The organism is Arthrobacter sp. ATA002, from assembly GCF_026898095.1.
GTDB lineage: Bacteria > Actinomycetota > Actinomycetes > Actinomycetales > Micrococcaceae > Arthrobacter_B.
Genome location: NZ_CP114015.1, coordinates 1,191,346 through 1,205,055 on the forward strand (window position 1 = coordinate 1,191,346; position 13,710 = coordinate 1,205,055).

At 63.5% G+C, this 13,710-nt stretch carries 10 protein-coding genes and 1 pseudogene; 8 read left to right on the forward strand and 3 right to left on the reverse strand.

Annotated features, from left to right (window positions below; all coding sequences use genetic code 11):
* The first annotated feature begins 26 nt into the window (after window positions 1-26).
* From glf to OL239_RS06050, 8 genes and pseudogenes are all read left to right on the forward strand, one after another.
* Entirely contained in the window at window positions 27-1,214 is a 1,188-nt protein-coding gene (glf, locus tag OL239_RS06015; RefSeq protein WP_268911121.1) for a UDP-galactopyranose mutase, read from the forward strand.
* A gap of 167 nt (window positions 1,215-1,381) precedes the next feature.
* Window positions 1,382-3,222, forward strand: a pseudogene (locus OL239_RS06020) (glycosyltransferase).
* A gap of 2 nt (window positions 3,223-3,224) precedes the next feature.
* Entirely contained in the window at window positions 3,225-4,094 is an 870-nt protein-coding gene (locus OL239_RS06025; RefSeq protein WP_268911122.1) for an ABC transporter permease, read from the forward strand.
* A gap of 2 nt (window positions 4,095-4,096) precedes the next feature.
* Window positions 4,097-4,822: an ABC transporter ATP-binding protein gene (locus OL239_RS06030; RefSeq protein WP_268911123.1), complete on the forward strand. Its 726-nt coding sequence runs from the start codon at window positions 4,097-4,099 to the stop codon at window positions 4,820-4,822.
* Between the two features lie 127 nt (window positions 4,823-4,949).
* A complete protein-coding gene (locus OL239_RS06035) occupies window positions 4,950-5,549 on the forward strand; it encodes an acyltransferase (RefSeq protein WP_268911124.1) in 600 nt (199 codons plus the stop codon).
* Complete coding sequence (locus OL239_RS06040; RefSeq protein ID WP_268911125.1) at window positions 5,546-6,637, forward strand: DegT/DnrJ/EryC1/StrS family aminotransferase; 1,092 nt, start codon at window positions 5,546-5,548, stop codon at window positions 6,635-6,637. Before OL239_RS06035 ends, OL239_RS06040 begins: the two co-directional genes overlap by 4 nt.
* Window positions 6,637-7,623, forward strand: a complete 987-nt coding sequence (locus OL239_RS06045) for a Gfo/Idh/MocA family protein (RefSeq protein ID WP_268911126.1) — start codon at window positions 6,637-6,639, stop codon at window positions 7,621-7,623. Before OL239_RS06040 ends, OL239_RS06045 begins: the two co-directional genes overlap by 1 nt.
* A 92-nt stretch (window positions 7,624-7,715) precedes the next feature.
* Window positions 7,716-8,879, forward strand: coding sequence for a mannosyltransferase family protein (locus OL239_RS06050; RefSeq protein ID WP_268911127.1), 1,164 nt, complete (start codon window positions 7,716-7,718; stop codon window positions 8,877-8,879).
* A gap of 163 nt (window positions 8,880-9,042) precedes the next feature.
* On the opposite strand, the gene OL239_RS06055 is transcribed toward OL239_RS06050, so the two are convergent.
* The 3 genes from OL239_RS06055 to OL239_RS06065 form a co-directional block, all read right to left on the reverse strand.
* The gene (locus OL239_RS06055; protein WP_268911128.1) at window positions 9,043-11,112 is read right to left on the reverse strand and encodes a hypothetical protein; all 2,070 of its coding nucleotides are present in this window, start codon (window positions 11,110-11,112) and stop codon (window positions 9,043-9,045) included.
* Window positions 11,113-11,399: 287 nt separating this feature from the next.
* Complete coding sequence (locus OL239_RS06060) at window positions 11,400-12,791, reverse strand: hypothetical protein (protein ID WP_268911129.1); 1,392 nt, start codon at window positions 12,789-12,791, stop codon at window positions 11,400-11,402.
* Between the two features lie 232 nt (window positions 12,792-13,023).
* Entirely contained in the window at window positions 13,024-13,668 is a 645-nt protein-coding gene (locus tag OL239_RS06065) for a hypothetical protein (RefSeq protein ID WP_268911130.1), read from the reverse strand.
* Window positions 13,669-13,710: the final 42 nt, after the last annotated feature.

Below are 13,710 nucleotides of genomic sequence, written 5' to 3' on the forward strand. Positions count from 1 at the left end.
CATACCGTATCTAACAGGAGAAATAAGTGAACGTTGACCTCGTCGTCGTCGGAGCGGGCTTTTTCGGCCTCACCGTGGCTGAGCGCGCCGCCAAGGAACTGGGCCTGAAAGTAGCCGTCCTGGACCGCCGCCACCACATCGGTGGAAACGCCTACAGTGAAAAGGAAGCCCAGACGGGCATCGAGGTGCACCGCTACGGAGCGCACCTCTTCCACACCTCCAACGAACGCGTGTGGGAGTACGTCAACCGGTTCACCGAGTTCACCAACTATGTGCACAAGGTGTACACCAGCCACAAAGGCGAGGTGTATCCGATGCCGATCAACCTCGGTACGATCAACCAGTTCTTCCGTTCCTCGATGGGCCCCGCCGATGCGAAGGCGCTGATCCAGGAGCAGGCGGGCGAACTGGCCGGAACCAACCCCTCGAACCTGAACGACAAGGGAATCCAACTGATTGGCCGTCCCCTCTACGAGGCGTTCATTAAGCACTACACGGGTAAGCAGTGGCAGACCGATCCCAAGGACCTGCCCTCCGAGATCATCTCCCGCCTGCCTGTCCGGTACACGTACGACAACCGGTACTTCAATGACAAGTACGAGGGCCTGCCCGTCGACGGTTACACGGCCTGGATTGAGCGCATGGCGGACCATCCCAACATCCAGGTCCATCTGAAGACCGATTTCTTTGATGACGGCCACGCGTTCTCCCGCAGCGCGGTCAGCGGCCAGGTTCCCGTTGTCTACACCGGAGCCGTGGACCGCTACTTCGACTACGCCGAAGGCGACCTTTCCTGGCGGACCATTGACCTCGAAGAAGAGGTCCTGCCGGTCGAAGACTTCCAGGGAACCTCGGTCATGAACTATCCGGATGAGGACGTTCCGTACACCCGGATCCATGAGTTCCGTCACTTCCACCCGGAACGGGACTACACCAAGGACGCCACGGTCATCATGCGCGAGTTCTCGCGCTTTGCGCAGAAGGGCGACGAGCCGTACTACCCGGTTAACACGGCGGAAGACCGCGCGAAACTGCTCGCCTACCGCGACCTCGCGAAGGGCGAAAAGGAAGTTCTTTTCGGTGGCCGGCTGGGCACCTACAAGTATCTGGACATGCACATGGCAATCGGCTCGGCGTTGTCGATGTACGACAATAAGATCAAGCCCCACTTCACCGGCGGGGCAAAGCTTGAAAGCGGAGGAGTTGACGCGTGAGCCAGCTGAAGACGGAAGAGAAGCAGGGCGCAACCGGGGAATCCTCGCAGTGGCACACCCTGCAGCGGGTAATTTTCCCTGATCAGAGCCAGATGGACACAGCCCTGCTGTACGTCGACAGCGGCTCCGCCATGGGCGCGCAGTTCAACACCATGGACGGCTCCATGATGAAGTCGACCACCACGCAGAGCACCGAGGCGGCCGCGTCGGGCGGCGAGGTACACGTCGAGGACTTCCTGTCCCGTACCGGCACCATCGCCCGCCCCGGACAGCGGCTGTCCTTCGGCACCTACTTCAACGCGTTCCCGGCCAGCTACTGGCGCCGCTGGACCGATGTCGAGACCGTCCGACTGCGCGTCGAAACCAAGGGTGCCGGCGCAGTCAGCGTCTACAAGTCCAACGCCCGCGGTTCCCTCCAGCATGTGGAGACCCGGCGCGTCGAGAACTCAACCGTCTCCACCTTCGACCTGCCGCTGAAGCCCTTCGGCGACGGCGGCTGGTACTGGTTCGACGTTGTTGCCGGAACCGAGCCGATGGCGATTGTCGAGGCCGGGTGGCTTGCACCGGGGGCGGCGAAGAAGCCGGGATCGATCACGCTCGAGATCACCACGCTGAACAAGAACGAGTTCTGCCTCAACAACCTGAAGATCCTGGCGGACAACCCGGAAGCGCTGGAAAACGTTGCCGAAGTCCTCATCGTTGACCAGGGCACCAAGAAGCTTGTGGACGCCGAAGGCTTCGCCGAAGCGGAAGCTGCCCTGGGCGGCAAGCTGCGCATGATCCACCAGGGAAACCTGGGCGGCTCCGGCGGTTTTGCCCGCGGCATGTACGAAGCCGTGGAAAACGGAAGCGACTACGCTCTGCTCCTCGACGACGACATCGTTATGGAGCCGGAGAGCATCAGCAGAATGCTCACGTTTGCCGACCACTGCCGGACTCCCACGATTGTGGGCGCGCACATGTTCGACCTCTATAACCGTTCGGTGCTGCATACGTTCGGCGAGACGGTCAACGTCTTCCGTTTCCAGCCGGACCATCCGCTCAAGGAGCAGGTGCTCGGGCACGACTTCGCGCGGACCAACCTGCGCACCACGTCATGGATGCACCGCCGCGTCGACGTGGACTACAACGGCTGGTGGATGTGCATGATCCCCACCGAGGTCATTCGCAACATTGGACTCTCGCTGCCGGTGTTCATTAAGTGGGACGACGCCGAATACGGGCTGCGGGCCAAGGCTGCCGGCTACAACACGGTGTCCATGCCCGGTGCCGCCGTTTGGCACATCACCTGGGCTGACAAGGACGACGCCGTCGATTGGCAGGCGTACTTCCACAGCCGCAACCGGATCATCACCGCACTGCTGCACAGCCCCTACCCCCGCGGCGGCCGCGTGGTCCGCGAAGGCAGCTTCATCGACATCAAGCACCTGATCTCCATGCAGTACTTCACGGCCCAGGGCCGGGTCATGGCGCTGAAGGACCTGATCGCCGGACCGGATCAGCTGCACGAAATCCTGCCCACCAGGCTTCCCGAGATCCAGGCCATGCGGCAGGAATACTCCGAAGCCCGGTTCGAATCCGACCCGGAAGCGTTCCCGCGCCCGGGCATGGTCAAGCCCCGCGGCACGGCCAGGGGTTCAAGGCGCCTTCCTACGTCACGCTCGTGCCGTGGGCAGCCAAGACAATCGTCCGCCAGCTGACCAAGCCCGTGGCGAAGTCCAGCATGGAACGTCCCCAGGCCCGCGTCGCCCACCTCGACAACCGCTGGTGGCGGATGTCCCAGTACGACAGCGCCGTTGTCACCAACGCCGACGGTACGGCCGCGTCCTGGTACCAGCGTGACCCGCGCAAGCTCCGCGCCCTGCTGGCTGAAGGCGCCCGCCTGAATGCCGAAATCCTGAAGGACTGGCACAAGCTGAGCCAGACGTACCGCAAGGCACTTCCGGAGATCACATCCATGGAGGCTTGGAAAGCGACCTTCGAAAAGCACTCGGAAGAGAGTAAATAGGCTTGTCTACCGGCGAACTTGTCACCCCCGGTGCCGGGGGTGGCCTGCGCGACGTGCTGCGGTCGCGTTATTTATTGAAGCTGCTTGTGGCCAAGGAACTAAAGGTCCGCTACCGCGGCTCGGTGCTGGGACTGTTGTGGTCCTACGTCAAGCCCGGCGTGCAGTTCCTGGTGTTCTGGTTTGCGCTCGGCGTTTTCCTGGGGCTGAACGAGAGCACGCCCAACTTCCCGATTTACCTGTTCTCGGGCATCATCCTGATCAACTTCTTCAGCGAGGCGCTGGGGAACGCCTCCCGGTCCATCGTGGGCAACGGGGGGCTGATCAAGAAGATCTATCTGCCGCGGCAGCTGTTTCCCGTGGCGTCGGTGTGGGTTTCGGCCGTGCATTTCCTGCCGCAGCTGCTTATTCTCCTGGCCGCGGCACTCTTCACCGGCTGGCGGCCGGGGCTCTCGGAAATGGCTGCCGCGATCGTCGGCTTTACGATCGTTGCCCTGCTGGCCACCGGACTGGGCCTGTTCTTCGGGGCGGTAAACGTGTATTTCCGGGATTCCGAGAACTTCGTGGACATGCTGCTCATGATCGCCACGTGGGCGTCGCCGGTGCTTTACCACTGGCAGATGGTCCGAGACTCGCTCGGTTCCACGGCATTGACCATCTACCAGATGAACCCGCTGACCACAGCTGTGGAGCTCTTCCACCACGCATTCTGGATTCCGACCACCGGGTGGGACGAAGCAAGGATCATCGCTGAAACCCCGCCGTCCCTGATCATGCTGTGGACTCCGGTGGCACTGGCCACGTCCGTCCTTGTCCTGGTGTTGGGGCAATTCACCTTCCGGCGGCTCGAAGGCCGTTTCGCTCAGGAGCTCTGACCGTGTCCACAGCAATTGAAGTACACAACGTGTCGAAGGAATTCGTCCTGCGGCACACGCGGTCCATCAAGGAAGCTTTCGTCTGGTTCGTCAAAGGGCGCAAGGGTGATTTGTCCGAGAAGTTCTTCGCGCTCAGGGAGGTGTCGCTGGACGTCAAGCAGGGAGAGTCGGTGGCCCTGCTTGGCCTCAACGGTTCGGGTAAATCCACCCTCCTGAAACAGATATCAGGAGTCATGCTTCCGGACAGCGGCACCGTGGGAACTCGGGGCCGTGTGGCCGGACTCATTGAGGTGGGGGCCGGATTCCACCCCGACCTCAGCGGGCGCGACAATGTGTTCCTGAACGGTGCGATCCTGGGAATGAGCGAGGCGGAGATCCACGAGAAGTTCGACTCCATCGTCGAGTTCTCGGAAATCGGGCAGTTCATCGACACCGAAGTGAAGTTCTATTCCTCGGGCATGTACCTGCGGCTGGCGTTCTCCGTCGCGGTGCACACCGATCCCGAGGTCTTCCTGATCGATGAAATCCTGGCTGTGGGAGACGAACCTTTCCAGAAGAAGTGCATTGCCAAGATCAAGGAACTCGGTGACGAAGGCAAGACCCTGGTAGTGGTCAGCCACGACCTGGACCTGGTGGCAAAAATTTGCCAGCGGGGCATTCTGCTGGAACACGGCCGGGTGGTGATGGATGCTCCGGTGAGCGATGTCGTACGCCGGATGCGCGGATAGCACCGGACGCTCCAGGTACAACATATGCTTCGCAGGTTCCTCCTGCACCCCTGCGGTCCCGCCGGGACAGGCGAAGCCCAACCGAAAAGAATTTAGCGCCACCCGCTTGACGGGTGAGGACGGGGAAATGATGTTGGCAAACAACGTAGCCGACAGCGCGGACGTCGCTGACTCCGCGGTTTTGGGCGAAGGCTCCAAAGTATGGCATCTGGCCCAGGTTCGGGAAGACGCCGTCATCGGGTCCGGGGGCATCATAGGACGCGGTGCCTACATCGGCACCGGCGTTCAGATGGGAAAGAACTGCAAGGTCCAGAACTACGCCCTGGTGTATGAGCCCGCGAAACTCGGTGACGGGGTGTTCATCGGTCCCGGCGTGATCCTGACCAATGACACCTACCCGCGGGCCGTCAACCCGGACGGGTCGCTCAAGAGTGCGGACAACTGGGAAGCCGTTGGCGTCACCATCAGGGACGGCGCATCCATCGGTGCCCGTGCCGTGTGCGTTGCCCCGGTGACCATCGGCCGCTGGGCCACCGTGGCCGCCGGCACCGTGGTGGTTAAGGATGTGCCCGACTTTGCGCTCGTCGCCGGTGTTCCAGCGCGGCGTCTGGGTTGGGTCGGGAAGGCGGGGGTCCCGCTGGTACGGGACGGGGAGCAGTGGACCTGCCCCGAGACCGGCCAGGTATTTATTGAAGAAAACGAAACTCTCCGAGAGGCCAAATCATGAACCAGGATTTCATTCCTCCTGCCAAACCGATTATCGGTTTGGAGGAACGCCAAGCCGTTGACGCCGTGCTCGCTTCGGGCCAGCTGGCGCAGGGGACCGAAGTCGCTGCCTTCGAAAACGAGTTTGCCGAAGTCCTGCTCGACGGCAGGGCCGCCGTTGCAGTCAATTCCGGTACGTCCGGCCTCCACCTTGGCCTGCTGGCGTCGGGAATCGGTCCCGGCGACGAGGTTATCGTTCCGTCCTTCACCTTCGCCGCCACCGCGAATTCCGTAGCGCTCACCGGCGCCACCCCCGTCTTCGCCGATATCGAACCTGATTACTTCGGACTCGACCCCGCATCGGTCGCCGCAAGCATTACGGAGAAGACCAAGGGCATCATGCCGGTGCACCTGTACGGACATCCGTTCAACGTACCCGCCCTCTCCAAAATTGCCGATGAGCGCGGCCTCCTGCTGTTCGAAGACGCTGCCCAGGCACACGGAGCTGCCGTCAATGGCCGCCGCGTGGGCACTTTTGGCACCTTTGGGACCTTCAGCCTGTACCCGACGAAAAACATGACCTCGGGTGAAGGCGGCATGGTCAGCACCGGTGACTCCGAGGTTGAGCGCCGGCTGCGTTTGCTGCGGAACCAGGGAATGGAACGCCAGTACGAGAATGAGCTGGTTGGCTTCAACTGCCGCATGACCAACATCCACGCCGCCATTGGCCGGGTGCAGCTGACGAAGGTCATGGGCTGGACGAAGCAGCGGCAGGAAAACGCGGCCTTCCTCGACGCGAACCTTGAGGGCGTGGCCACTCCCAGGGTTGCCGAAGGATACGAACACGTGTACCACCAGTACACGATCCGGATCACGGAAGACCGCGACGGGTTCGCCCGGGCGCTCCGCGAGGAGTTCAACGTGGGGTCCGGCGTGTACTACCCGGTACCGAACCATGAGCTGGCGCCCTACCAGGTCGACAAGGACCTGCCGCAGACCGCCGCCGCCGCGAAGGAAGTGCTGTCGCTGCCGGTGCACCCGTCCCTCTCGCAGAACGACCTGGAGCGCATCGTCGAAGCGGTCAACAAGGTTGCAGGGGCGGGCGCGTAATGGCTAACCTCCGAGCGGGCCTGATCGGGCTCGGAATGATGGGACGCCACCATGCACGCGTGATCCGCGAGCTGGACGGCGTCGACCTGGTGGGCGTGGCCGATTCGTTCGGCGACCCCCACGGTGTCGCTGACAGCCTGCCGGTCTGCTCCAGCGTCGAGGAACTGATTGAGCAGGGCCTGGACATGGCCGTTGTTGCCGTGCCGACCGTGCTCCACGAAGAGATCGCGCTGAAGCTCGCGGCCGCGGGCGTCCATGCCCTGGTGGAAAAGCCCATTGCCAATGACGCGGCCTCGGGCACCCGGATTGCCCAGGCCTTCGAGGACGCCGGGCTTGTGGGCGCGGTGGGACATATCGAACGGTTCAACCCTGCCCTGCAAAACCTGCGGGAACGCCTCGAAGCGGGCGAGCTGGGCGACGTGTACCAGATTTCCACCCGCCGCCAGGGCCCCTTCCCGGCTCGCATTGCCGACGTCGGCGTCGTCAAGGACCTGGCGACCCATGACATCGACCTGACGGCGTGGCTGGCCCAGTCTGCCTATGAAGATGTCTTTGCGAGGACGACCTCCCGCAGCGGACGGGAGCATGAGGACATGGTGTCGGCGGTCGGCCACCTGACCGGCGGAATCATTACCAACCACATGGTCAACTGGCTGTCGCCGTTCAAGGAACGAACGACGGTGGTGCTCGGGGAACGCGGTGCCTTTGTAGCGGATACCATCTCCGCCGATCTCACGTTCATCGAGAACGGTACGTTCCAGACGGAGTGGGAATCAATGGCTGCCTTCCGCGGCGTCGCTGAAGGTTCCAGCACCCGCTTTGCGCTGGCGAAACGCGAGCCGCTAAAGATGGAACATGAAGCGTTCCGTGACGCCATCCTGGGCAAATCCCAGCGGGTTGTCACTCTGTGGGAGGGCCTGGCCACCCTGCGCGTGGCCGAAGCTGTGCTCGAATCCGCCACATCGGGAAGCGTCGTCAAACTCTAAGTACCTGCTCCCGGGAGAGAAGGGCCGCGCCGCACATGTACTCAGCGGCGTGGCCCTTTACGATGGATCCAGTCGTCCGGCGGAGGGGTCCCATGCAGCAGAGCAGTGCCGGGTACGGCGTAGCCGGCAAGTTGTCCGGCCGGCAACGCGATCTTGCGGCCATCGGCCTCTGGGTCCTTGGGGCCGCCGCTGTAGCTTTGCTCGCTGTCCACAACAGCTACCGGCTCTCATCACCGGCCATGCCGACGCTGAGCAGCGTGGTGGCACAGTTTGCCCGGTTCGATTACGTCCACTTTGATGACATCGCCAGGCTCGGTTATCTGCCCGCGCCGGGGACTGCTTCCACGGCAGCGCCCCTGTACGCCTTTTTCCCGGCCTTTCCAATGCTGCTCCGGTTGGGCATGGCCCTGGGGCTTTCCTCCATCGTCACGGGCCTGGCGGTCTCCGCCGTTTCCGGGGCACTGGCGTCCGTCTGGATGCGACGGATCGCCGATGAGTATGTTCCCGGGCTGGGCCTCAAAGCCACCGCAGTGTTCGTGACGGCACCGCCGGCCATCTTCCTATATGCGCCCTATTCCGAGTCCTTATTCCTGGCCCTCGGCCTTGGCGCATGGTACTTCGGGATGCGGGATAAATGGTTTGCCGCCGGCGCCCTCTGTGCTCTGGCATGCATGGTTCGGATCTCAGGTGCCTTCCTGCTGGCGGCGCTGCTCGTTCTATGGCTGACCCGGAACCGCCGCGGAAGCGTGCCTGCGCAGCCGCGGGCGAAGAGGCGTTCCTGGCTGTTCCTCGCGATCCCTGCAGCCGTCCTGGCCGCATGGATGGCATACCTGGCGTTCATCACCGGTGACCTCCTGGCCTACACGAGCGCCCAAAAATACTGGGGCAGGCACTTTGAATGGCCCTGGACCGCACTGTCCGTAACCGTCACCACTTATCCGCCCACGGGCGGGCCGTCCATGATCGGCTATGCGGAAGCAATTGCCGTGGCAGCCGGCGCCGTCGTCACGGGTGTGCTCATTTACCGCCGGCTGTACGGCGAAAGCGTGTTCGTGGGCCTCAACGTCCTGCTGCTGGCCACCTCGTCCTACTTCTATTCCGTTCCCCGTTCGGCCCTGCTGTGGTGGCCGCTGTGGATCGGCATTGCCTACCTCCTGCGCAGGAGCCGCACCGCGCTGGCCCTGTACCTGGCGTTTTCCCTCTACCTCATGCTCCGGTGGGCGAACCTGTTCCTGAACGGTCAGTGGGCCGGATAACCGCAGGGACCCGCCGGCCGGAGAACCGGCGGCAGGTCCCTGCGGGGAAACGGTTACTTCTCCGGTACCAGCACTTCAGCCCGGCGGCCTGCGGCACGGCGCCCCGCAGCCGGTGCCGGCTGCCGGCGGCTCCCGCGCCGCGAACGTACGGCATGGATGACGCTCAGCAGTATCGCCAACCCCCATCCAATGGCCATTGCGGCGAGACCGAGATACAGGCCCGGGGAGTGAACTCGAGCTTCACCTCGGATGACCCCTGTGGAACATCCACGGTGATCACGCCCGCCGGTCCTTCATCGAGCTCCTGCACGGTGCCGTCGACGCTGACCGAGTATCCCGGCCAGGCCAGCCGGGCGAAGACGAGCTGCCCGTCACCGGAAGGCGCGGAAACGCTGACGGTCTCAGCGTCCCCGTCCTCTTCGGCGGAAAGCACCTGCAGCCCGGGTGAAGCCCATGAAACGGTTCCGGGAAGCTCCAGCGGCTCCGTGCGCCGGAGGATGTCGCGGTACTCATCCGATTCCACGATTTCCCAGCCGTCGGGAAGCGGCGCAGCGTTCACGTCGAGGAGGGTCTTTTGGACGACGACCGTCTCCACCCGCAGGACATCGGCCAGCGGCACCGGAATGCTCTCGGACGCGTCGTTCCACAACTGGTCGTAGGCCGCAGGACAGGTCTCTCCCCGGTAGTTCATGCAGAGCGCATTGACGAACGTGACATAGCTGATGCCGCTGTAGCGGTTGAGGCTGTCATCGATCCCGGCGTTCAGAATCTGGTTCCCGTACAGCAGGGACCCCTCCACGAAGGCCGGTGCTTCCAGCCCGGTGACGGTGAGGAGCTGCAGGGTGTTTCCCTCATAGCTCTCGGTGGATTCCTCCAGCACTTCAGCGTCTACGGGCGATCCCAGGGCAGCGACCGGATTGGCCGGAATGAAAGCGTAGCTCTGGAAGACCAGGACCGACGCTGTTCCAAAGACCATGACTGCCGCCAGGCCCGGGAAGCCCAGGCGGCGCCAGCAGAAGAGAGCCAGACCCAGCAGGCCGGCGATGAAGAGTCCGATGAGGAGCTGGCTGTGCAGCCCGTCGGGATAAATGGCCCAGGCGCGGTAGACACCGAAAGCCACGATCAACAGGGCAAAGACCAGCCGCGCCTTGAACTTCGTTGCGCTGAGGCCCGCGGAGAGGACCACCATGAAGATGACCAGCAGTCCGAGGTAGAAATACTCAATGAGGCGCAGCGGCCAGCGGAAGAGCAGGATGTGCGACGGCGCAAAGGCCAGCAGGAAGTAGATGCCGGTAACGATGTACAGGCTGGAGATCTGGCGGCTGCGGGCGGCGATGGAACGGAAGTTCAGCCACGGGAGCAGGGGCAGGATGAACCAGGCCAGATAGGCCGAGGGGACGGACTCGATGGCACCGTAAAAGTGGTTTGTTGGCGGCTTGTAGTTCGGCATGCTCATCGCGGTCAGGTCGCCGATTCCGGGCACCAGGAACATGTCGTTGGCAATGACGGAACTGGTCCGCGCTGTAACCTCCGCCGAGAGGGGGAGGGGGAAGAACACCAGTACGGCGGTCAGGCCGACCGCGAGGGCCAGGAAGAACAGGCTGACCAGTCTCCTGCTCTTCCGGGTGAGCAGGAGCTCCACGCCCACGGCTGCGCAGACCACGATAACTCCGACGGCCCCGTAGGGGTTTCCGGCGGTCATGGTCAGGAAACCAAGGATAAAGGGCAGCAGGGGGTTGCGGTTGCCATGCATCGCCCGGCGCAGCGACCACCAGAACAGGGTCACCCAGGCGAAGGCCATGAGCCCGCCGGGCCAGCGGGCTGCCTCGTAAAAGAGCGTGAAGCCGCTGAAGGGAATGGCGATGCCCGCTGCAGCGGCAAGCCACTTGTTGGCCCCGTAGCTCCTGGCCAGCAGGAAGGTGCCGAGGGCGAGAAGAGCCATGAACTCGGTCACGACCAGGAAGGATGCCAGCGCCAGGTTGCTGATGTTGGCCACGGCCATGAAGTTCAGCAGGTTCAGCGGGTTCCAAATGCCGTAGCCCACTTCGGCGATGTAGTTACCGCCGGCCCAGCCGCCCGGGTCCATGAGTTCGAAGTTTCCGTTGAGCAGCTCCTGGCCCAGGCTGCGCCACACCGGGAGGAACGACTGCATCGTGTCGTCCCAGTAGAAGAATGTGGGGCTGAACAAGCGGGGAATGAAGCACAAAGCTACCGTGATGAGCGGTACCAGCACAGCAATGTGCCACTCCTTCAGGGACTTCTTCCGTACTTTTACTGCCGTGCCTGGAACTCGGGACACCGTTGTTTCCTAACTGCGGGTTGATGCTTGTGCTGGTCTGGTGACATATCCCCAAAGTCACCCGGTCTTGTGGAGGACAACATTTTGGAGCGCGTTGACCGGCTCCAGCGCTGTTGACCAGCCGAGGTCATGAAGTTCCGGAACACGGGGCAACTGGCCCTGTTCCACAACCAGGTAGCTGATGCCGTACTTGTCCGCTAGGCGGTCCAGCTGCTCCGAGCTTAGGCCGTTGTACAGCCGGGGGTCGGATTTCCGGCACTGGTCCACTCCGCCCAGATCGTCGAGGCGCTGCTGCCATTCAGTCCACGGAGCACCCCGTACGGGATGTTCTTACAATCCGCAATCACGCCGCGGTAGGTCACAGCGCGGACGTAGGCTGCCATTGGCGGTGCCAGGAGGCTCTCTCCGGCCGGGACAACGTCTTCAACCGCTTCGCCCCACTCACGCAGATCGGTATTGGGGATATATTCCGGGTTGAGGCCACGCAGCGTCAAGCCGCCGGAACCGGCGGCAGTGCCGAGAAACAGGACGATAAGGGCCGATGCGCACAGGCGCGTTGCCAGAACGGCGGTGCGCTGGCTGCGGGAACGCAGAAAAACGGGGACCAGGACTGCAACGAGGTAGGCCGCGGCAAAAGCAGCGCTGGCGGGAATAACCGGCTCCCATGAGCCGTCCAGGACATATTCCCACGTCAGGACCAGAAGCAGGAGCACTGTCGGCAGGCTCCTCATGCCCAGCCGGAACACGGGAAGCAGGACCCCCATGACGGCAAACGGCAGAACCAGGGCGCCCAGCCGGTAGACGTTCAAACCCTGGGCGAGCTCCCCGAAGAACGGAACGGAGAGCACATTGGCCATGAGTCCAAGGAGCAGGCCAACCATCGGCAGCCCGACGGCGGCGGCCCACACCGCGCGGTTACCGGGCCGCTCATACACGGCGGTAAAAAGTGCCAGCCCAATAATGGCCAGGGAGAACATGACTGCCGGGACACCCCAGAACTGGGCTGCGCAGTGGTAGGCAATCAGGTCATTGCAGATATCGACAAAATCGCCGGTGTTGGCCGCAACCGGCCGTGCGGTCAGCCCCGCTGCAACGATGGCTGCCGTGGCGGCCAGAGTAACCGCGGTGGCCCGCGGGACGCTGCGGCGGCGGATGGCGTGGACAACGATGAGGGCGGCCAGCAGGACTGCGACCACAGCTCCCTGCTGTACATGAACGACGGCGGTCAGCACGGCCGCGGCCAGCATCCAAGTGCTTCGGCCGGTCAGCGCCGCAGCTATGAAAAGAAAGACCAGATTGGCCGACACCACTGCCGGTATGGCCAGGGCCAGCATGGAGGAGCCGGTGCCGACCACCATCCACGGTGAAAGCGAGGCCAGGACCGTCGTTGCCGTCCCGAACAGCCACGGTGTGGACGGCGCCCATTTTCGGCTCAGGAAGGAGACGGCCAAACCGAAGGCTGCCAGTCCGGCGCACCAGAACAGCACGTAGACCAGGTCGAGGATTCCCAGGGAACTTCCAACAAAGGTCAGGGTGTCAAAAAACCAGTGCGGCTGGGGCGCGGCGGCCAGGAACCAGTCGCCGGCCCAGCGGGTCGGATCGGCCCACTGCAAACCCAGGGGGAGAGCACATAGTGGTCGCCGGTGCCCGCACTGTATCCTCCCGGCAGCCCGGAGTGCAGGCCGCGGTTTCCACTGTTGATGAGCACGCCCAGGAGCAGGGCAGTAGCAGCGCCCTGGCCGTACACCCCGCCGGCTGGCCGCCGCAGCCGCCGCGCCGCCGGAGCCGGGGCCTGCGGGAGGGGCGGGGGACCGGCCTCAGCGGTGTCCGGAAGGGGTGGAAGGCTCAATCACGCTCTCCGAGCTGCTTCCGTTTGACGGAGAGGAATGCGACGCCGACACAGAGGAGGTCGGCAACCGTAAACAGCAGGCGGGAAAGCAGGGCAATGGCGGTTGCCGCCCCGACTGACATCACTGATGCAAGGGCCAGGCCCACAATCGCTTCCCGGGCACCGATGCCGGCGGGAAGGAGGAAGGCCACGACGCCGGTGGTCATACCCAGGGCCAGGGCGCCGGTAAGGAAGAACAGGGTTGCCGGTGACAGGCCCGCCTCGTGGCTGGAAAGCAGCCACAGGTGCACGCCGAAGAAGGCATACATTCCCACACCGAGGATGAAGGAGTGGACCATCGTTTTCGCTTTGATCGGCGTCGGGAGCGGCTCCCGGCGGAATATGCGAAGGACCAGATCCACCAGGAAAGTAACAACCCGCGGGTGCATGGCGAGGAGGACTACCGGCAGCAGGATGTACAGCCAGCGGAGCGGGGGCTGCTGCTCTCCCAGTGCCGGCAGCGCCAGGGCCCCGACCACGAGCGAGGCGCCAACGGTGATGCCGGTGCTGACGAGCGAGGCAACGAACACCTGCGCGCGCCCAAGTCCCTGCTTGCGGCCCAGCTCCATCTGCAGCACGAAGGCCCATACGGATCCCGGCACGTATTTTTCCGAGCTGGCCGATCAGATAGATCTTATTCAGAT

Bases quoted from the DNA above. Each gene is read 5' to 3' on its own strand.
- OL239_RS06050 (WP_268911127.1), top strand. From the start codon at position 7,716: ATGCAGCAGAGCAGTGCCGGGTACGGCGTAGCCGGCAAGTTGTCCGGC.
- OL239_RS06040 (WP_268911125.1), top strand. From the start codon at position 5,546: ATGAACCAGGATTTCATTCCTCCTGCCAAACCGATTATCGGTTTGGAG.
- OL239_RS06045 (WP_268911126.1), top strand. From the start codon at position 6,637: ATGGCTAACCTCCGAGCGGGCCTGATCGGGCTCGGAATGATGGGACGC.
- OL239_RS06035 (WP_268911124.1), top strand. From the start codon at position 4,950: ATGATGTTGGCAAACAACGTAGCCGACAGCGCGGACGTCGCTGACTCC.